The 19,078-nt window shown below is 62.2% G+C and carries 17 protein-coding genes; 10 read left to right on the top strand and 7 right to left on the bottom strand.

Annotated elements, in window-relative coordinates:
• Positions 1–116 precede the first annotated feature (116 nt).
• Complete coding sequence (locus RTQ46_RS26165; protein ID WP_312440530.1) at positions 117–1,517, bottom strand: heavy metal sensor histidine kinase; 1,401 nt, start codon at positions 1,515–1,517, stop codon at positions 117–119.
• A complete protein-coding gene (locus RTQ46_RS26160) occupies positions 1,514–2,194 on the bottom strand; it encodes a heavy metal response regulator transcription factor (RefSeq protein WP_312440529.1) in 681 nt (226 codons plus the stop codon). Before RTQ46_RS26160 ends, RTQ46_RS26165 begins: the two co-directional genes overlap by 4 nt.
• A 137-nt stretch (positions 2,195–2,331) precedes the next feature.
• On the opposite strand from RTQ46_RS26160, the gene RTQ46_RS26155 reads away from it, so the two are divergent.
• Together RTQ46_RS26155 and uraH are read left to right on the top strand one after the other, a co-directional pair.
• Positions 2,332–2,823, top strand: coding sequence for a heme-binding protein (locus RTQ46_RS26155; protein WP_312440528.1), 492 nt, complete (start codon positions 2,332–2,334; stop codon positions 2,821–2,823).
• 17 nt (positions 2,824–2,840) lie between these two features.
• On the top strand, positions 2,841–3,248 hold the full coding sequence (gene uraH / locus RTQ46_RS26150; RefSeq protein WP_312440527.1) for a hydroxyisourate hydrolase: 408 nt from the start codon (positions 2,841–2,843) through the stop codon (positions 3,246–3,248).
• Here the strand turns inward: uraH and RTQ46_RS26145 are convergent, their stop codons facing one another.
• Complete coding sequence (locus tag RTQ46_RS26145; RefSeq protein WP_312440526.1) at positions 3,249–3,947, bottom strand: glutathione binding-like protein; 699 nt, start codon at positions 3,945–3,947, stop codon at positions 3,249–3,251.
• A 146-nt stretch (positions 3,948–4,093) separates the two neighbouring features.
• Between RTQ46_RS26145 and RTQ46_RS26140 the strand changes: the two genes are divergently transcribed.
• Positions 4,094–4,522 (top strand): hypothetical protein, encoded by a 429-nt coding sequence (locus RTQ46_RS26140; protein WP_312440525.1) that lies wholly within the window; start codon positions 4,094–4,096, stop codon positions 4,520–4,522.
• Between the two features lies 1 nt (position 4,523).
• Here the strand turns inward: RTQ46_RS26140 and RTQ46_RS26135 are convergent, their stop codons facing one another.
• Positions 4,524–6,161 (bottom strand): methyl-accepting chemotaxis protein, encoded by a 1,638-nt coding sequence (locus tag RTQ46_RS26135; RefSeq protein WP_312440524.1) that lies wholly within the window; start codon positions 6,159–6,161, stop codon positions 4,524–4,526.
• A gap of 278 nt (positions 6,162–6,439) precedes the next feature.
• Here RTQ46_RS26135 and RTQ46_RS26130 point away from each other — a divergent pair, with 278 nt between their 5' ends.
• On the top strand, positions 6,440–6,805 hold the full coding sequence (locus RTQ46_RS26130; protein ID WP_312440523.1) for a hypothetical protein: 366 nt from the start codon (positions 6,440–6,442) through the stop codon (positions 6,803–6,805).
• Between the two features lie 134 nt (positions 6,806–6,939).
• On the opposite strand, the gene folE is transcribed toward RTQ46_RS26130, so the two are convergent.
• Positions 6,940–7,503 carry a GTP cyclohydrolase I FolE gene (gene folE / locus RTQ46_RS26125; RefSeq protein ID WP_312440522.1) on the bottom strand — a complete coding sequence of 188 codons (564 nt, stop codon included), beginning with the start codon at positions 7,501–7,503 and terminating at the stop codon, positions 6,940–6,942.
• A gap of 72 nt (positions 7,504–7,575) precedes the next feature.
• The gene (gene nudC / locus RTQ46_RS26120; RefSeq protein WP_312440521.1) at positions 7,576–8,412 is read right to left on the bottom strand and encodes an NAD(+) diphosphatase; all 837 of its coding nucleotides are present in this window, start codon (positions 8,410–8,412) and stop codon (positions 7,576–7,578) included.
• A 298-nt stretch (positions 8,413–8,710) separates the two neighbouring features.
• On the opposite strand from nudC, the gene RTQ46_RS26115 reads away from it, so the two are divergent.
• The 5 genes from RTQ46_RS26115 to RTQ46_RS26095 all read left to right on the top strand — a co-directional run bounded on the left by RTQ46_RS26115 (position 8,711) and on the right by RTQ46_RS26095 (position 17,225).
• Positions 8,711–11,083 (top strand): catecholate siderophore receptor Fiu, encoded by a 2,373-nt coding sequence (locus RTQ46_RS26115; RefSeq protein WP_312440520.1) that lies wholly within the window; start codon positions 8,711–8,713, stop codon positions 11,081–11,083.
• Positions 11,084–11,463: 380 nt separating this feature from the next.
• A complete protein-coding gene (locus tag RTQ46_RS26110) occupies positions 11,464–12,777 on the top strand; it encodes a dicarboxylate/amino acid:cation symporter (protein ID WP_312440519.1) in 1,314 nt (437 codons plus the stop codon).
• 102 nt (positions 12,778–12,879) lie between these two features.
• A complete protein-coding gene (locus RTQ46_RS26105; protein WP_312440518.1) occupies positions 12,880–13,869 on the top strand; it encodes a porin in 990 nt (329 codons plus the stop codon).
• A 109-nt stretch (positions 13,870–13,978) separates the two neighbouring features.
• Entirely contained in the window at positions 13,979–15,886 is a 1,908-nt protein-coding gene (locus RTQ46_RS26100) for an ATP-binding protein (protein ID WP_312440517.1), read from the top strand.
• A complete protein-coding gene (locus tag RTQ46_RS26095; protein WP_312440516.1) occupies positions 15,879–17,225 on the top strand; it encodes a sigma-54 dependent transcriptional regulator in 1,347 nt (448 codons plus the stop codon). Before RTQ46_RS26100 ends, RTQ46_RS26095 begins: the two co-directional genes overlap by 8 nt.
• Here the strand turns inward: RTQ46_RS26095 and RTQ46_RS26090 are convergent.
• Entirely contained in the window at positions 17,218–17,964 is a 747-nt protein-coding gene (locus tag RTQ46_RS26090) for a metallophosphoesterase family protein (protein ID WP_312440515.1), read from the bottom strand. The genes RTQ46_RS26095 and RTQ46_RS26090 overlap by 8 nt on opposite strands.
• 143 nt (positions 17,965–18,107) lie before the next feature.
• Here RTQ46_RS26090 and RTQ46_RS26085 point away from each other — a divergent pair, with 143 nt between their 5' ends.
• Positions 18,108–18,956 carry a hypothetical protein gene (locus RTQ46_RS26085; protein WP_312440514.1) on the top strand — a complete coding sequence of 283 codons (849 nt, stop codon included), beginning with the start codon at positions 18,108–18,110 and terminating at the stop codon, positions 18,954–18,956.
• Positions 18,957–19,078 lie beyond the last annotated feature (122 nt).

Raw genomic sequence — 19,078 nt, 5'->3', positions numbered from 1 at the left:
CGGCCTGCGAGCAGCTGGCGCATACGGGGATGCATGAGTTTTTGGTGGAGATGGGTGATCCGTGAGGTTCAACCGTGGGCCCCTCAGGGTCCGACCCCGGCATTTGCAGCTGGGGTTTAAGCAGGAAACTGCAATGTGAATGTCGTGGCCTGCGCATCGGATGCCACACCCGCACTCCCCCCATGCAACTGCATGATGGCCGCCACGATCGCCAGCCCCAGGCCGGTGGACGCGGCCGAATCGCTGCGGGCCGGATCGGCGCGGTAGAAGCGCTCGAACAGGTGCGGCAGGTGCTGCGCGGCAATCGCCGGCCCCCGATTCCCTACGCTCAATTCCATCCCTTCAGACACCCGCTGCGAGCGCAGCACGATGGTGCTGCCGGGCGCCGCATGGCGGATCGCGTTCGACAGCAGATTGCCCAGCGCGCGGCGCAGCAGTTGCGGCTCGGCCAGCACTTCGCCGCTGCCGTGGCAATCAAACGCCAGCTCGCGCTCTTCGGCCAGTCCTTCAAAAAAATCGGCCAGCCGCAGGAATTCGTCCTGCACCGGCAGGCTTTGCTTGACCAGCACCATCTCTTCCTGCTGCGCGCGCGCCAGAAACAGCATGCTGTCGATCATGCGCGACAGCCGTTCCAGTTCTTCCACATTCGACGACACCAGCTGTTCATATTCCGGACTGGTGCGCGGACGCGCCAGCATCACCTGGCTTTGCCCCAGCAGGTTGGTCACGGGCGTGCGAAATTCATGCGCGAGATCGGCCGAGAACTGCGACAGGCGCGCATAGCCTTCCTGCAGGCGTGCCAGCATGGCGTTGAGCGCGTGGATCAGCGGCAGCAGCTCGCTAGGCGCGCCGCGTGGATCGAGCTGCTGCTCCAGCTTGCCGGGCCGCACCAGCGCCGCATGGGCGGCAATCGCGCGCAAGGGCCGCAAGCCGCGCAGCAGCATGGCGCTGGCCAGCAGGGCCGCCACCAGCGCGCTGACGGCCACCGAGATGACGATCTGCCAGCGGTAGGCGGCAAACATGGCGCTGCGGTCGCCATACACCCTGGCCACCGTGATATCGGCCATCTGCGCCGGCATGCCGGTGCGGGCGCTGGCCGCCACCACGCGCGCAGGAAACCCGTCGCGGCTGGTCCAGCCGTGGATGGCGCTGGCGGAAACGGGCGCGTCGACCGCCACCGGTGTCGGCAGCGGCAAGGTTTCGCCATGCGGATTGACATCGATCAGGCGCGTGCCGTCGTCGCGCACGATGCGCACCAGCGAGTTTTCCTGCCCGCTCATGGTGTCGCGGAAATACTGCGGCCGCTCGCGGATAATGTCGAGCGTGCCCGCATTGCCCAGCAGCTGCTGGATCTGCCGCATTTTTCCCAGCAACAGGATGTCGTCGCGCCGTTCGATCTCCGCCACGAACGAGCGGTATAAATATACGCCCAGCCCGGCCGATACCAGCGCCACGATCAGCACGAACACCGCCGTCACGCGCAGGGTCAGTGAATGGCTCGCCTGCGCCAGTCTCATGCGCGCAGCTCGCAGACATAGCCCATGCCGCGCAAGGTATGAATCAGCTTGGGCTCGAACGGATCGTCGAGCTTGCTGCGCAGGCGGCGGATGGCCGCGTCGATCACGTTGGTGTCGGTCTCGAAATTAATGTCCCATACCTGCGAGGCGATGATCGAGCGCGACAGCACTTCACCCTGGCGCCGCGCCAGCAGGTGCAGCAAGCCGAACTCTTTCGCCGTCAGGGTGATGCGCTGGCCCTGGCGGCTGACCTTGCGTTTCATTACGTCGATTTCCATGTCGCCGATGCGGATCAGCTCGTCTTCGCGCGGCGGACCACGGCGCAGCAGGGTGCGGATGCGCGCCACCAGTTCGGCGAACGCAAACGGCTTGACCAAGTAATCGTCGGCGCCCAGCTCCAGCCCTTTCACGCGGTCCTGCACTTCGTCGCGGGCGGTCAGGAAAATCACCGGCACGTCCGCGCCGCCGTCCTGCAGCCGCAGCGCGCGCAGCACCTGCCAGCCGTCCATGAGGGGCAGCATCACGTCGAGCACGATCAGGTCGGGATGCTCTTCGCCGGCCATCTGCAGGCCGTCGCGGCCATTGCGCGCCAGGCTGACCGTAAAGCCGGACTCGCCCAGGCCGCGCACCAGATAGTCGCCCGTCTTCGGTTCGTCTTCGATTACCAGGATGCGCATGGCCGCTTTCGTCAGGGAGGATGGGCCATTTTACGCCGGGCGACGGCGCGCGCGGATGATAAAAATGTCATGCGGCTATCATCGTCGCGTAGGGCAGCGCTTGCCATACTGGCGGCTTCTTTTACAGGGAGCAGCATATGAAACACCTCGTATTGGCCGCTGGAATGCTGGGCCTGCTGGCCGGCCCGGCGCAGGCGCAATTGCAGACCGTCAGCGACCTGAGCTTGAACGCGGCGCAGCAACTGAGCGGCGCCGCCATGGCCGCTTGTCAACTCAAAGGCAGGCAGATCGTGGTGACCGTGCTCGACCGTGGCGGCAATATCGTCAGCGTGCAGCGCGCCGATGGCGTGGGGCCGCACAACACGGAAGCGAGCCGGCGCAAGGCGTATACCGCGCTGTCGACCAGAACCGATACGCAGACGCTGGCGACCAATGCCCGCGCCAATCCGGACGCCGCCAACCTCACCACCCTGCCCGAACTGCTGCTGCTCGGCGGCGGCCTGCCGTTGACGGCCAAGGGACACATCGTCGGCGCCATCGGCGTGGCCGGCGGTGGCGGCGCCCTCCATGACCGCGCCTGCGCGCAGGCGGCAATCGCCGCCATGCCCGAACTCGACCCAGCCATTTAATTTATAAAGGACACACCATGAAACGCCTGATCCCACTGACATTCGCACTGGCCTGCGCCGCTTTCTCCACCGCCGCGCTGGCCACCAATCCGCTCAGCGTGCATATCCTCGACCTGCAAAGCGGCACCCCGACGGCTGGCGTGACGGTCACTCTGGAACAAAAAACGGGTAACGACTGGAAGCAATTGGCCAGCGGCGTGACGAATGCGCAGGGCCGCATCGCGGAGATGTATCCGGCTGACAAGGCCATCGAAAAGGGCGACTACCGCATCGTGTTCAAGACGGGAGACCATTATGCGCGGCTGAAGCAGGAGACTTTTTTTCCGGAAATCCCGGTGCAGTTTCACATCGAAAAGACCGACCAGCATTACCATATTCCGCTGCTGCTCAGTCCTTTCGGCTTTTCCACCTATCGCGGCAACTGATCAGCCCAGCGACTTCGCGGTCTGGCCGAACAGCACGCTTTTCGCCTCATCGCTGACGGTCGGCTGCAGATTGATGTCGGCCGCGCGCGCATAGGCGCGCACGGTGGCGGGACGGGCGGCGATATCGGCAAACCAGCGCGCCAGGTGCGGAAAATCGGCCAGGTCCTGGCGCTGGCGCTTGTGCGGCACGATCCACGGGTAGATCGCCATGTCGGCAATCGTGTAGCTGTCGCCGGCCACATACGCGCGGTCGGCCAGGCGCTTGTTGAGCACGCCGTACAGGCGATTGGTTTCGTTCACATAGCGCGTGATCGCGTACTCGATCGGCTCCGGCGCATACTGCACGAAATGGTGGTTCTGGCCGGCCATCGGTCCCAGGCCGCCCATCTGCCAGAACAGCCACTGCATCACTTCCGCGCGTTCGCGCGCGTTCGATGGCAGGAACTGGCCGCTTTTCTCGGCCAGATACTGCAGGATGGCGCCCGATTCAAATAGCGGCAACGGCGCGCCACCGTCTTCCGGCGCCTGGTCGACAATGGCGGGAATACGGTTGTTTGGCGCGATGGCCAGGAACTCGGGCTTGAACTGCTCGCCCTTGCCGATAGCAACGGGAATCAGGTTATACGGAATGCCCGCTTCTTCCAGGAACATCGTGACTTTGTGCCCGTTGGGCGTGGTCCAATAGTACAGATCGATCATCGTGGTCTCTCAGGTCAGGGTGGCAGGCGGCGCCGATATTGTCGCGCCGCAACTGGTGTGCATGGATATAATGCCACGTAAGCGGAAAACAAGCCGGGGGCCGCAGCGTCCCGTCCAGCCCCGAGAACCATCAACGAAAGCCGACCATGCGCAAACTCCTGATCGTCACGCTATGCCTGCTGTTGTCGGGCTGTGTCAAAGATTTCGCCATCTTCATGATCGATGGCCAGGAGCATTCATTGACGGTGCGGCGCCAGCAAAACTACTTCTGGCAGGACACGGTGGAAGTCCAATTGATGGCCACCAACCTGCCGCAATGCCAGCGCCTGCATACGCTGTCGCTCGACACGCTGGCCGACGACGTGACGGTCGATGTGTTTTCGGCCGGCGATGGCGTGTGGAACATCCGCATGGGCGACCAGCTGTGGCAGGCGGAAACCAATACCTGCAACAGCCTGGTGGAAATGGAAAACGATCCGAAAGCCGACCTGGGCCAGCCCGTCGGCAAGTTCGAGGTGGTCGATGAGCAGCTGGCGTTCGTGCCAGCGCCGCAGGCCGCGGCGCCGGCGCAATAAACTAGACCCGCGCCAGCTTGCGCACCGGCGCCTGGCCGATACGCGCCGCCGGTTTCGATTGCGCCAGGCGCGGCGCGCCCGCTTCATGCGTGGACAATTTGAAACGCGATACCAGCTGCGCCAGCACGGCCGCCTGGTCCTGCATGCTGCCAGCGGCCGCGGCGGCCTGCTCGACCAGCGCCGCATTCTGCTGCGTGACCGAATCCATTTCCGAAATCGCCTGGTTTACATGGCCGATGCCCGTGCTCTGCTCGTGCGACGCGGCCGTGATGTCGGCCATGATGTCGGTCACGCGCGAGACGCTGGCGACCACCTGATCCATCGTCGTGCCGGCCTGCGCCACCAGCGTGCTGCCGGCCGCGATGCTGTCGACCGAGGCGCCGATCAGCGCCTTGATTTCCTTGGCCGCTGCCGCCGAGCGCTGTGCCAGGTTGCGCACTTCCGAGGCCACCACCGCAAAGCCGCGGCCCTGCTCGCCTGCCCGCGCCGCTTCCACGGCCGCATTCAGCGCCAGGATATTGGTCTGGAACGCGATGCCGTCGATCACGCCGATAATATCGACGATCTTGCGCGACGAGGCGTTGATGGTGTCCATGGTGCCGATCACCTGCGCCACCACGGCGCCGCCCTGGCGCGCCACTGCCGAAGCTGATTGCGCCAGTTCATTGGCCTGCACCGCGTTGCCCGTGTTTTGCGTCACGGTCGAGGTCAGCTCTTCCATCGAAGCGGCCGTTTCTTCGAGCGAGCTGGCCTGCATTTCGGTGCGCGCCGACAGGTCCATATTGCCGCTGGCGATCTCGCTCGACGCGGTGGCGATCGTCTCGGCGCTGTGGCGGATTTCGCTGATGGCGGTGGCCAGGTTGGCCTGCATGGTTTTCATCGCATACAGCACGCTGTGGCGGTCGTTGGCGTGCGTGTGCACGTCCACGCTGAGGTCGTTGTCGGCAATCTTGCCGGCCACGTCGGCCGCATATTCGGGGTCGCCGCCCAGCGCATGGCGCAGGCTGCGGTTGATCATCACCACCACGCCGCCGAGGAACACGCAGACCAGCACCAGCAGGCCCAGCGAAGTCAACAGAGTCTGGCGAAACGCGGCGTCGATATCGTCCATGTACACGCCAACCACCAGGGTCCAGCTCCACGGTTTGTAGGCCACCACGCGGCTGAGCTTGGGCTCGGGATTTTTCTGGCCGGGACGGGGAAAGTGGTAGCGCACAAAACCCTTGCCGGTGTCACTCTTGCCGACCGCCACGATGTCGCGGTACAGATAGGTGCCGTTGGCGTCCTTGAAATCAATCATGTTCTTGCCGTCCGTCTGCGGCGCGGCCGGGTTCATGACCACCACCGCATCGAGATTGATGATCGACAGATAGCCGGTCTCGCCGAAGCGCATGCTTTTGATGACGGCGGTAGCCTGCTTCTGCGCTTCCGCGGTGGTGAGCGCGCCGCTGGCGGCCAGCTCGCCGAACATCTTGACGGCGCCCAGGCCCAGATCGGCGGCGTTAGCCAGGTCGGCGCTGCGCTCTTCGATGCGGATCTTGCGCACCTCGTAGGCGTTATAGACAAAGATGACCGAAATACACAGCAGGCTGCAAATCAGGGGGATCCACAACTTCTGTTTGAACGACAGTTTATTCATGCGAGTCTCCAACTTTGGTGTTTTTTTGCAGCGACATGGGCCGTTCCGCTGGCGTGGCAAAGGCACGCGAATGCGGCGGCGCCGGCACTCTGGCGGCGCCGTTCGGACGTGTCCAGCATACGCCTCAACTGTCTTTATTTACAATGCCCATGAGCAAGGATTTTTTGCCGGTGTTGTTAATGCGTTGCAGGCAAACCGGCAATATGGAGAGAAAGAAAACTGTGGCAGAATGCGCGTCTGCAACGCTGCTCACGAAACGCTGTTCAAGAAAGAAATGCATGACCAAGAACGAAGCCATGAAACGCATCAACGACCGCCTGGGCAAACCCGCCCTGACGGACAAGAACACGCATTTTTCCAGCGTCACCAACTATGGCACGGACGAGGGCTGGTGGCTGAAGATCCCGTTCCTGACGTTCAAGCAGGAACTGCATTTCATCCTCAACAATGAAAAGACCAAGAGCTTCCAGCACCTGAAGATCGGCGCCAACCAGATCCTCAGTCCGGGCATGAAGTTCCGCAGCACCGACGGCGCGGCCGACGCCTTCATGTCGGCCTCGGCGCCGAAGCGGCTGATCGATCTGCTGGACGGCGGCAGCAAATACAATTTCACCAAACACCTGGTCAGCGAATACCGTTATTAAACCCAACGGCTGAAGTGCCGGGGTCGGACGGGGGCGCCGAGACCCTGAGGGGCCGACCGCGGAATTTGCCGTTAGGGGGAAAGCAATAAAAAAAGGCGGCATCGCGCCGCCTTCTGCCTGCATCTGGCGTGAAATCAGCTTTCGCGCGCCAGTGCCAGGAACTCCGTGCGCATTGCCAGGTTCGGCTGCAATTCGCCCAGCATGGCCGAGGTGATGGTCTCTTCGCCCGGCGTGCGGATGCCGCGGCTTTCCATGCACAGGTGACGGCAGCGCACCACCACGCCGACCGCTTTCGGCTCCAGCACTTCCATCAGCGCATTGGCGATCTGCATCGTCATGCGTTCCTGCACCTGCAGGCGCTTCGAGAAGCAATCGACCAGGCGCGTCAGTTTCGACAGGCCGACGATTTTGCCGTTTGGCACATAGCCGATGGTGGCCTTGCCGAAGAACGGCGCCAGGTGGTGTTCGCAATGGCTGTAGACGGGAATGCCGCGCACGACGATCAGTTCGTTGTACTGTTCCGCGCCATCTTCAAACGCTTTCAGCAGTTCCACCGGGTCCTGGCCGTAGCCCGAGGTCCAGTGTTTCCACGCTTTTGCCACGCGGGCCGGAGTTTCCAGCAAACCGGGGCGCTGCGGATCTTCGCCTATGCTGGTGATCAGGCGACGCCAGTCGTCTTCGGTGAATTCTTGCGACATGCTTGCATCCTAAAATTTTCAATTGCCGACAGTATATAGAAAAGTGGGCCTGCTGCTTTGGCCGGCCGGCTTTTACTGCGGCTGCGGCGGCCGGTGTGCCTGTACCAATAATGCCGAAATCGACACGCTCGACGTCGCTTCCGGCCACACATCGCCGGGCCCGAACCAGCGCGCCTCGGCGATCTCGTTCTCGTCCAGGCGGATTTCGCCATCGAGGTAGTCGGCGGTAAACGCCAGCATCAGCGAATGGGGAAACGGCCACGACTGGCTCATGAAATATTGCAGGTTATGCACGCGCAAGCCCACCTCTTCCATCACCTCGCGGTGCACCGCTTCTTCCAGCGATTCGCCTGCCTCCAGGAAGCCGGCCAGCGGACTGTAGCGCTGTGACGGCGAATGCTTGTGCAGCGCCAGCAGCACCTGGTCGCCCTTGCGGATCAGCACCATCATGGCCGGCGAAATGCGCGGATACGCCATCATGCCGCAGCCCAGGCACTTGAAACAGCGCTCGCCCGGCAGGCGCACCATCGGCGTGGCGCACACGCCGCAATAGCGGTGCGTGCGTGCCCATTCGGCCAGTTGCACGGCGCGGCTGGCCAGGCCGACAAAACCGTCGTCGAGCACATTGAACAGGGTGCGCAAGCCGCGCCATTCCAGGCTGGCGTCCGGCAAGGCCTCATCGTCGGCCCAGAGGGTCTGGCAATAGCGGCCCTGCCACAGGCCCACGGGCTGGGCGCGCGTCAGGTCGAGGCCAAGCGCGGCAACCTGCTGGGCTGCCGGCAGTGCCAGGTCCGCCGCGCGCAGCAGCAGGCGGCCGCGGTGAAAAATGAAGGTGAGTGTGTCCGCTGGCAATGGTGCCGGCACGGGCGCATCGATCAGGGGAACAAAGGAAGAGGGAGTTTCGAGCATGCTGCACCGGTGTCTAAGAAGAATGTTCATCATACTCCGGCGCAAGTTCGCGTGCGTGATAGCACCGGGCCATGCGGGTTTGCAAGAGCCCATGCGGAAATAACGGCGTTTTTTTAAAGTGCATCCAAACGTTGCGTTAACGCGACGTAAACAAGACTGATAACGATTCTCATTTACGTAAACGTGGTCGATTATTACAATGACACTCGATCCGATTTCAAGCCAGTGCGCATGCGGCCGCAGCGCCAGCCAGAAACCTATACAGAATCACCTACCCTGACCCCAACGAGAGAGCAAGATGGCAATCAAGAGCCGCAAACACGTCCAATCCCGCTTCAACCAGCATGTCGGCGCCGCCCTGGCCGTCATGCTGCTGCCCGTCGCAGCACAGGCCGCAGATCCTGCCGGCCAGAGCGCACCGGCATCGCAACAAATGCTGAACGAAGTCACTGTCGTTGGCGCCAAGGAAAATGATTTCAAGGCCGACAAGGCCTCGTCGCCAAAATACACGGAAGCACTGGTCAACACGCCGCAAACCATCGTCGTGATCAAGAAGGAACTGATCGAACAGCAAGGCGCGCTGACGCTGACCGACGCCCTGCGCAATACGCCAGGCGTGGGTACCTTCTTCCTGGGCGAAAACGGCAATACGAATACGGGCGACGCGGTCTACATGCGCGGCTTTGACGCCTCGAGCAGCATCTATGTCGACGGCGTGCGCGACATCGGCTCGATCTCGCGCGACGTGTTCAATATCGAACAGATCGACGTGCTGAAAGGCCCGGCCGGCACCGACAGCGGCCGTGGTTCGCCGACCGGTTCGATCAACCTGGTCAGCAAGACGCCGAACCTGGAAAACAGCATCAATTCGCTGATCACCGTCGGCAGCGGCAAGCAGAAACGCGCCACCGCCGACTGGAACCGCGTGATCGACACCGATTCGGGCACCGCCTTCCGCCTGAACCTGATGAAACAGGACAGCGGCAATCCGGCACGCGACGAAGTCAAGAACGAACGCTGGGCGATCGCCCCATCGGTGACGTTTGGCCTGGGCAAACCGACCCGCGTCACCGCCAGCTTCCTGCACGTCGACCAGGACAACGTGCCGGACGGCGGCGTGCCGACCATCGGCCTGCCAGGCTATGTCACGCCCGACAATCCTGCCACGCCGGCGACCTATCGCCCTTACATCAGCAGCGCGGCGAAGGTCGATCCGAAGAATTTCTACGGCCTGTCGTCGGACTATGACAAGGTCAAGGCCGACATGTTTACCGTCAAGGTCGAGCACGACTTTTCGCCGGATGTAAAACTGTTGAATACCACGCGCTGGGGCAAGACCAAGCAGGATTACCTGCTGTCCGCTTTCATGGGTTCGGCCGCCAATCTGGTGACCAACAATGCAGCGCTGGGCGCGGTGCCGTCCAATCCATCAACCTGGCTGCTGGCGCGCTCGAACCGCACCATCAAGGATCAGAAAAACACCATCCTGACCAACCAGACCAATGTCACGGCCCTGTTCAACACCGGCGCCATCAAGCACTCGGTAATCGGCGGCGTGGAATTCACGTCCGAGAAACAGACCAACTACAGCTATGTCGCCGCCAGTCTGGGCGCCAGCACGGTGGCTGCCGCCACGCGTACGATTCCGCTGGCCAACCTGTACAACCCGAACCCGAACGAAAGCACGACGGTCTTCAGGCCGGTGCGCAGCGGCGCGGTCACGGACGGCCAGATCGACACGCAGAGCGCGTATGTGTTCGACACCCTGAAATTCAATGATCAATGGCAAATCAGCGGCGGCGTGCGCGCTGACCATTTCAACACGAAATACAATGCGATCGCCTTGCAAACGGCCGTGACCGCACCAGCGCCACAACTGATTCCGGTCGGCACGCCGATCGGTACCAGCCTGTCGCTGAGCGATACTGTGTACAACGGCAAGATTTCGGCCATGTACAAACCGACGCCGGACAGCAGCGTGTACGCCCTGTACTCGACCTCGAAAGCGCCGCCCGGCACCAACTTCACGCTGAGCACGGCAGTCAGCAGCGCGCAGAACCTGAGCTACGATCCGCAGGAAACCACCACCAAGGAAATCGGTACCAAGTGGGACTTCCTGAAGCAGAAACTGGCCTTCACGGCAGCGCTGTACCAGACCGAAGTGAAAAACGAAGTGGAACAGGATCCGGTTGACCTGATCTACTACCAGAACGGCAAGAAGCGCGTGCAAGGCGTGGAAATCGGCGTGGTCGGCGAAGTGATGAACAACTGGCTGGTCAGCGCCGGCTACACCCGCATGAACACCAGCGTGGAATCGGGCCGCGTGGTCACCGCCAGCGGCATCAACAACCTGAGCTACACGCCGAAACAGGCGTTCACCAGCTGGACCTCGTACACCTTCCCGTTCGGCCTGAAGATCGGCGGCGGCGGTCGTTATGTCGGTGAAATGCTGCGCGGCACCGATGGCGCCCTGGGCACCCCGGCCCGCATCGATTCGTACTGGGTCTTCGACGCGATGGCAACCTACAGCGTCAACAAGAACCTGGACCTGCAGCTGAACGCCTACAACCTGGCCGACAAGACCTATGTTGCAGCGATCAACAAGAGCGGCTACCGCTACACGCCAGGCCAGCCACGTTCGTTCAGCCTGACGGCCAACGTCAAGTTCTGATGCACGGTTGAGTCTGCTTTAACCGCAGTACCGAAAGGCCCCGTTACGTGCGGGGCCTTTTTTATTGTCCTGATAATCTTGTCTTTTTAATCCAGGGAAGCTGTATGAAAACTCATACAGCCGGGGCTGGCCGCGTCCAATTTTTTGCGCAAAGCATGGGCTTCTGCTACATCCTGACAACAAAAAAGCGCATTGAAATCAACGCCTTAATAAGTTCTGTACCAAAAGTCATTTTCAGGCATATCCTTTGCTAAGTAGTGACTTTGCAGCAAATAAACGCTGGCATGCAAGAGCTTGTTTTACGGCAACATTCCTTCCAAGCTTAAGTTGCTCGCTATCGATAATCCGCTCACAGCGGCGCTTTACTGGAGGAGTCACCAATGAAAAAGAAACGGCCATTAACCCTGTACATCCTGATTGCCATGATTTTGGGCATTCTGGTGGGCTACGCCTGCAACACCACATTCCCGGACGAGAAGGTCAGCGCGCAAATTGCGGGCAATATCTCCATCGTTACCGATATTTTCCTGCGCCTGATCAAGATGATCATTGCGCTGCTGGTGTTCTCCACGCTGACGGTCGGCATCGCCCACATGGGTGACGGCAAGACAGCGGGCCGCATCGGCCTGAAAGCCATGTGCTGGTTCCTGGTCGCCTCGCTGGTGTCGCTGGCGCTGGGCATGGTGCTGTCGAACATCATGCAGCTGGGCACCAACCTGGGCTTGCCGCTGCCGGACGTGCATGCGTCCACCAATCTGAAAACAGCCGCCTTCACGATGAAAGACTTCTTCACCCACCTGGTGCCGAAGTCGCCGATCGAAGCGATGGCCAACAATGAAATCCTGCAAGTGCTGGTGTTTTCCATCTTCTTCGGCGGCGCGCTGGCCGGCCTGGGCGAATCGGGCAAGGCGCTCACCAACGTGATCGACCAGCTGGCGCAAGTCATGCTGCGCATTACCGGCACCATCATGAACCTGGCCCCGCTGGCCGTGTTTGCCGCGATGGCGTCGGTGGTCACCACCCACGGCCTGGGCGTGCTGGTCACGTTCGCCAAATTCATGGGCGGCTTCTATGTCGGCCTGATCTGCCTGTGGGCGCTGCTGGTCGGCGCCGGCTTCGTGGTGATTGGCCCGCGCATCTTCAAGCTGGTCGGCCTGATCCGCGAACCGTTCCTGCTGGCTTTTTCGACCGCCAGCTCGGAAGCGGCCTATCCGAAACTGCTGACGGCGCTCGACCAGTTCGGCGTGGACCGCAAGATTTCCAGCTTCGTGATGCCACTGGGCTACTCGTTCAACCTGGACGGCTCGATGATGTACTGCACCTTTGCCGTGCTGTTCATTGCCCAGGCCTACGGCATCGACCTGTCGATCGGCACCCAGATCACCATGCTGCTGCTGCTGATGCTGACCTCGAAAGGCATCGCCGGCGTGCCGCGCGCCTCGCTGGTGGTGATTGCCGCCACCTTGACGCAATTTAATATCCCGGAAGCAGGCCTGCTGCTGCTGATGGGCGTGGACCAGTTCCTCGACATGGGCCGTTCGGCCACCAACGCGGTCGGCAATGCCGTCGCCACGGCGGTCGTTGCCAAGTGGGAAGGCGGCCTGGCCACCGAAGAAGAAGCGGCGGCAGCCAATGCCGCCAACATGAATACCGAAAGCCATTGGGGCGAAGCAGATCACGCTAACAAGGCTTAAACCGATGGCCCGCCACAAGCGGGCCATTTATTTAATCTCAATGTTGAGTAACAAGCAGTCGGGCAGTGCGATCAGTAGTTAACCTTAATCAGAGAGATTTTCATGAAAAAAGTCCTGTTTACCTTAATGGCTCTCGGTGCTTCGTGCACCGCCCTGGCGCAATCGAGCGTCACCGTCTACGGCGTGGCCGATGCCGGCCTGGTCGTCGACAAGGACGCCGCCGGCGACCGCCTGACGCGCGTCGCTTCCGGCGTGGCGTCCGGCTCGCGCATCGGCTTCAAGGGCAAGGAAGATCTGGGCAACGGTTTGTCCGCCCTGTTCGTGCTGGAAGGCGGTTTCAATATCGACACCGGCACGTCGGGCCAGGGTGGCCTGCTGTTCGGCCGCCAGGCCTACGTGGGCCTGTCCGGCAAGGGCGGCACCGTCACCCTGGGGCGCCAGTATTCGCCCTACTACCTGGCCCTGCGCGACGTGGCCGACCCGTTCGTGATCGGCCTGGCCGGTACCGCCTCGAACATCATGGCCACCAATATCCGCGTCGACAACATGGCGCAGTACAGCACGCCGACCTGGAACAAGCTGTCGGCCGATGTGGCTTACGGCTTTGGCGAAGTGGCTGACGACAATGCGAAAAACCGCAGCATGGGCGCCGCCGTGCATTACATCGACGGCCCGCTGAACCTGACGCTGACGCACCACCGCAAGGAAAATGCGCTGGCCACCGCGCAGACGCGCAACAGCCTGCTGGCCATGCGCTATGACTTCGGCGTGGCGCAAGCCAACCTCGGCTACGCCGACAACCGCGCCCTTGACGACAGCAAGAGCAATGACCTGCTGCTGGGCGTGAGCGTGCCGTTCGGCGCCACCAAGCTGGTCGCGTCGTATATCCGCCACAACGACAAGAGCAACCTGAACCGTGACGCCCAGCAATGGGCCATCGGCGCCTACTACGCGCTGTCCAAGCGCAGCGACCTGTACACCGGTTACGGCCATATCAGCAACAAGAATGGCGCCACGTTTGTTGTTGGCAATGCGACCGACAACGGTACCGGCAACTCCGGCTTCAACCTGGGCATGCGCCACCTGTTCTGACGCACGCGCAGTATTCAGCACGGGCCGCCGGATGCATTCCGGCGGCTTTTTTCATTTATGCGCACGCCTTGATGCGATACTGTGGCCTCCTGCAAGTTGACACCCGATCATGAATAACAGCAGTATCCCTCTTCCTTCCTGGCGCCAGCGCCTGGCGCAACGTTCGGCCCGCAAAGCGCTGGCCTGGAGCGTGGTGCTGGCCGCCTGCCTGGCCATCGTCTGGCTCGTGTATTTCTGGACCGAACGCCTGGCCATCGGCAAGCTGCAGGCCAGCGGCGCGCAGCGCCTCGAGGTGTATGTCAGCAGCCTGGAAAATGCGCTGGAAAAATACGACTTCCTGCCCAAGACGCTGGAACTGAACCGCGACGTGATCCGCCTGCTGCAGCATCCGGACGACCCGGTGCTGGTCGACACCGTCAACAACTACCTGGAGCAGATGAATGCCCAGGCCAAGTCGTCCACCATCTTTATCAGCAACCTCGATGGCAATACGCGCGCGGCCAGCAACTGGCAGCAGCCCGACAGTTTTATCGGCGACAATATCGCCTTTCGCCCGTATGCCCAGGATGCGCTGCGCGGCACGCCGGGCCGCTTCTATGGCGTGGGCACCACGCGGCTCGAACCCGGTTATTTCTTCGCCCACGGCATCTATCAGAATGGCCGCATGCTGGGCCTGGCTACCGTCAAGCTGAACCTGGAAAACCTGGAAAAGCGCTGGGTGCAGGGCGCCGACAAGGTGATGCTGGCCGACGAGCACGGCGTGATTTTTCTCAGCTCGATGCCGGACTGGAAATACAAGACGCTGGCGCCGCTGTCGCCGGCCGTGGTGGAAGAAATCAACCGCACGCGCCAGTATTATTCGAAGCAGCTGGAACCCATCCCGTTCCTCTCCGACCGCCAGCTGGGCAACGGTGCGCGCGTGATCAGCGTGCGCGAGCAGGAACGGGCCGATGCGCCGCAAAAGACCACGTCGAGCGTGATGACGCAGATCAAGCTCAAATCGCCCAATGGCTGGACCTTTATCTACCTGTCCGACCTGGCGCAAGCGAAAGCCAGCGCCCGCTCGGCGGCGGCATTTTCCGGCGTGCTGCTGGGTTTTTTCATGCTGCTGTTCTTTTACCTGCGCCAGCGGCGCGCGGCCGTGGCGCAAAAGCTGCGCGCGCGCGAAGACTTGCAGCACGCGTATGACAATCTGGAAACCATGGTCGAGGAACGCACCTCGGAACTGAACGCCATGACGCAAAGCCTGAGCCAGGAAATCGAGGTGCGCAGCAAGGCCGAACAAAAACTCCATATCACGCAAAACGAGCTGTTCCAGGCCGGCAAGATGGCCGTGCTGGGGCAGATGTCGGCCAGCATCACGCACGAACTGAACCAGCCTTTGACGGCGCTGCGCACCATGTCCGACAACGCCGTGATCCTGCTCGAGCGGGGCCGGCTTGATGACGCCCGCCGCAACCTGGCGAAGATATCGCAGATCGCCGCGCGCATGGGCGCCATTACGGGCCAGCTGAAAGTGTTTGCGCGCAAGTCGACCACCAGCCTGACCTCGGTCTCGATTCCGACCGCGATCAGCAATGCGCTGTTCCTGGTCGAGCGGCGCTTGCAGGTGGAAAACGTGCGCTTTACCCTGCAGCTGCCGCCCGACGATATTTTCGCCATGTGCGAAAGCAACCGCCTGGAGCAGGTGCTGGTGAACCTGTATGCCAACGCGCTCGACGCCATGAACGGCAGCGACGTGCGCAGCCTGCGCGTCACCGTCGAGTGCAAGGCGCCGCTGGTCCTGATCCATGTGGCCGACACGGGGCCGGGCCTGTCGAGCGAAGTGTACGAACACCTGTTCGAGCCGTTCTTTACCACCAAGCCGCAGGGCCTGGGACTGGGGCTGGGGCTGGCCATTTCCGAACAGATCACGCGCCAGTTCGGCGGCGTGCTGCGCGCCGACAACGCCCCGGGCGGCGGCGCCATATTCACCATCGAGTTACAGATGGCAACGCAGGAGGAGAAGCATGTTTGATGGTTTGAAAGTGTTGCTGGTCGAGGACGATCCCACCGTGCGCGAAGGCAGCGAGCAGGCGCTGCAGCTGGCCGGCCTCGATGTGCTGGCGTTTCACTCGGCCGAGCTGGCCTATAAGCTGCTCACGCCCGACTTTCCCGGCATCGTGGTCAGCGACGTGCGCCTGCCCGGCATGAGCGGACTCGAATTGCTGCAGGCGGTCAAGCTGCTCGACGCCAACCTGCCCGTGATCCTGGTGACCGGCCACGGCGATATCACGATGGCGGTGCACGCGATGCGCACCGGCGCCTACGACTTCATCGAAAAGCCGTATTCATCGGAGCAGCTGGTCGACGTGATCCTGCGCGCGCTGGAAACGCGGCGCCTGATGCTGGAAGTGCACAGCCTGCGCCGCCAGCTGGAGGACGGCGGCGGCATCGAATCGCGTTTGCTGGGCAACTCGCAGGCGATGCGCGATATCCGCCGCCTGATCCTCGACGTGGCCGACGAACCGGCCGACGTGCTGATCTATGGCGACACGGGCACCGGCAAGGAAATGGTGGCGCGCTGCCTGCATGACTTCAGCCACCGCCGCAAGCACAACTTCGTGGCCGTCAACTGCGGCGCGATTCCCGAGAGCATTTTCGAGAGCGAAGTGTTCGGCCATGAAACGGGCGCATTTACGGGCGCGGCCAAGCGGCAGGTGGGCAAGATCGAGCATGCCGACCACGGCACGTTTTTCCTCGATGAAATCGAAAGCCTGCCGCTGTCGCTGCAAGTCAAATTGCTGCGCGTGTTGCAGGAACGCTATATCGAACGGCTGGGTTCGAACATCCCCACGCCGGTCGATGTGCGCGTGGTGGCGGCCGCCAAGCTGGACCTGGAAGACATGTCGCGCCAGCAGAAGTTTCGCAGCGACCTGTATTACCGGCTGAACCTGATCGTGCTGCATTTGCCGCCGCTGCGCGACCGGCGCGACGATATTCCGATGCTGTTCGAACATTTCGTGCTGGCCGCCGCCACCCGCTACAACCGTGCCGCGCCGATGGTGTCGAGCGCGCAGATGCGCAACCTGATGGCGCATGGCTGGCCCGGCAATGTGCGCGAACTGCGCAATATCGCCGACCGCTTCGTGCTGGGCATTGCCGGCGGCGCCTCCAGCCTGCTGGGCGCGGCCGGTGACGCCGTTCCCCTGTCGCTGGCGGAACAGGTGAACGGCTTCGAGCGGGCGCTGATCGAACAGGAACTGCGCACCTATGCCGGCAACGTCAGCGAAGTGAGCAATGTGCTGGGCCTGCCGAAGCAGACGCTGTATCACAAGATGCAGAAATATAACCTGGTGGCCGAAGAGTTCAGGTAGCCAGCCCCACCCGGCCGCTGCGCAAGGGCACCACCCACTCCGGCCGGCCGTTGGCCAGCGCCAGCTGCGCGGCCGCTTCCCAGTCGTAGTCCACCTGGTGGAACTGTGCGCGCCAACGTCCTTGCGCATCGTTTTCCACGATGGCGTAGCGCGCGTGCGGCGTGCCGTTTTCCATTACATGCGGATACAGGTGGTCGTCGTCATACGCCTGCAGGCCCACGCTGCCCGGATTGACGACCAGCCGCCCGCCGGGCAGTTGCACCGCGCGCGGCATATGCGTGTGGCCGCACAGGATCAAGGCAGCATCGACATCGCTGGCACGCTGCGCCGCCTCGTCCGGCGTGGCCGCGCGGCTGCCCTGCGGCGTGACGGTGTCCAGAAAATACACGAGGTCGCTGGCGGGCGTGCCATGCACCAGCAGAACATCGTGGCGCAGGCGCAAGCTGGCGGGCAGCGCTTCTATCCACGCCAGCTGCTGCGGCAGCAACTGCGCCCGCGCATATGCATCGGATACACCCATGCGTGCCGGGTCGCCCAGCAGCTGGCGTTCGTGGTTGCCGCGGATGGTCGGCAGCGCCAGCGCCATCAGGCGCGCCGCCGTCTCGCGCGGCTGCAAATGGCCCGAGACGATATCGCCGAGGTTGACAATGACATCGGCGCCGCGCCGCGCGATATCGGCCAGCACGGCCTCGAGCGCGGCAAGATTGCCGTGGATATCGGATATGGCGGCAATTTTCATGCTGTTCCCCTATGGTAGGACTAGTCTGACGCAAAGTTGAGACGTGCGGCTACATGAGCAATATGTAGCAATTGATACTATTTCCGCATTGCACTGTCGAGCTAACGCTGCGGCGGTATTACCCATCACCAGAGGAGATTTCCATGTTTGCCACGTCCACATCCACCCGCCTGTCGCCACCACGCCTGCGCCATCTTGCCATGCGCAGCGCCATGTTGCTGGGGATCGTGGGCGCGGCGGCGGCCGGTACCACCGCGCATGCGGAACCTTCCGTGGCGCTGGACCGCGCCAGCATCTCCCTGGGCGCATTTTATGCCGACCCGCGCATCAATATCGGCGCCGACACGCAGTTTGGCCGCCTCGATGCGCCGGACTCCAATCCTGACCGCACTACCATTCCACGCGTCAAGGCCGACCTGCTGATCGGCGACCGCCATGGCCTGTCGTTCGACTACTACCGCTACGACAAGAACTATACGCCGACCCTGTCCGGCCAGACCATCATCAACGGCCAACCGGTGACCGGCACCGCCACGGCCGACGCCGACCTGCAGCTGGACCTGGCCAAGCTGGCCTACAAATGGTGGATGGGCCAGGAAAAGGATACCTTCGGCATCGGCCTGGGCGCCGCCTACTACAGCGCCAAGCTGGAAGGCTCGGCCACCGGCCTGGTCAATGGCGTGAGCGCCACCGCGCGCGACTCGGTCAGCGAACACGCGTATGCGCCATTGCTCGAACTGGCATGGCGCCATGCCTTCACGCCGGAAGTACGCATGTACATGGAAGCGTCCGGCATCAAGAAAAACGGCGGCAAGATCAATGGCCATATCTACGGCGGCAATATCGGCGTCGAATGGTTCCCGTTCAAGAATGTCGGTTTCGTGGCCGACTACGGCATCTCGAAAATCCAGCTGCACCGCGACAGCAACCGCGACGCCGACCTCAATATCCGCCTGACCGGCCCATCGGCTTACGTCAAGATGCGTTTCTGATCCCCATCGTATCGCTTCCCGAATCCCCGCCGCGAGCGGGGATTTTTTTGGCTATGTCACCATCAAATGTGGAAAGCTTCCCATGGTGGCCTTGAGCAAGCTTGCTGGCGAGATGATTCTCC

The sequence above is a fragment of the Janthinobacterium sp. genome (genome assembly GCF_031995485.1).
Classification (GTDB): Bacteria; Pseudomonadota; Gammaproteobacteria; order Burkholderiales; family Burkholderiaceae_D; genus Janthinobacterium.
Note: the sequence above shows the minus strand (reverse complement) of the source record. Positions and strands in the feature narration are given on the sequence as shown.

Coding starts and splice junctions, on each gene's coding strand:
- RTQ46_RS26165 (WP_312440530.1), bottom strand. CDS start 1,517: ATGAGACTGGCGCAGGCGAGCCATTCACTGACCCTGCGCGTGACGGCG.
- RTQ46_RS26160 (WP_312440529.1), bottom strand. CDS start 2,194: ATGCGCATCCTGGTAATCGAAGACGAACCGAAGACGGGCGACTATCTG.
- RTQ46_RS26155 (WP_312440528.1), top strand. CDS start 2,332: ATGAAACACCTCGTATTGGCCGCTGGAATGCTGGGCCTGCTGGCCGGC.
- uraH (WP_312440527.1), top strand. CDS start 2,841: ATGAAACGCCTGATCCCACTGACATTCGCACTGGCCTGCGCCGCTTTC.
- RTQ46_RS26145 (WP_312440526.1), bottom strand. CDS start 3,947: ATGATCGATCTGTACTATTGGACCACGCCCAACGGGCACAAAGTCACG.
- RTQ46_RS26140 (WP_312440525.1), top strand. CDS start 4,094: ATGCGCAAACTCCTGATCGTCACGCTATGCCTGCTGTTGTCGGGCTGT.
- RTQ46_RS26135 (WP_312440524.1), bottom strand. CDS start 6,161: ATGAATAAACTGTCGTTCAAACAGAAGTTGTGGATCCCCCTGATTTGC.
- RTQ46_RS26130 (WP_312440523.1), top strand. CDS start 6,440: ATGACCAAGAACGAAGCCATGAAACGCATCAACGACCGCCTGGGCAAA.
- folE (WP_312440522.1), bottom strand. CDS start 7,503: ATGTCGCAAGAATTCACCGAAGACGACTGGCGTCGCCTGATCACCAGC.
- nudC (WP_312440521.1), bottom strand. CDS start 8,412: ATGCTCGAAACTCCCTCTTCCTTTGTTCCCCTGATCGATGCGCCCGTG.
- RTQ46_RS26115 (WP_312440520.1), top strand. CDS start 8,711: ATGGCAATCAAGAGCCGCAAACACGTCCAATCCCGCTTCAACCAGCAT.
- RTQ46_RS26110 (WP_312440519.1), top strand. CDS start 11,464: ATGAAAAAGAAACGGCCATTAACCCTGTACATCCTGATTGCCATGATT.
- RTQ46_RS26105 (WP_312440518.1), top strand. CDS start 12,880: ATGAAAAAAGTCCTGTTTACCTTAATGGCTCTCGGTGCTTCGTGCACC.
- RTQ46_RS26100 (WP_312440517.1), top strand. CDS start 13,979: ATGAATAACAGCAGTATCCCTCTTCCTTCCTGGCGCCAGCGCCTGGCG.
- RTQ46_RS26095 (WP_312440516.1), top strand. CDS start 15,879: ATGTTTGATGGTTTGAAAGTGTTGCTGGTCGAGGACGATCCCACCGTG.
- RTQ46_RS26090 (WP_312440515.1), bottom strand. CDS start 17,964: ATGAAAATTGCCGCCATATCCGATATCCACGGCAATCTTGCCGCGCTC.
- RTQ46_RS26085 (WP_312440514.1), top strand. CDS start 18,108: ATGTTTGCCACGTCCACATCCACCCGCCTGTCGCCACCACGCCTGCGC.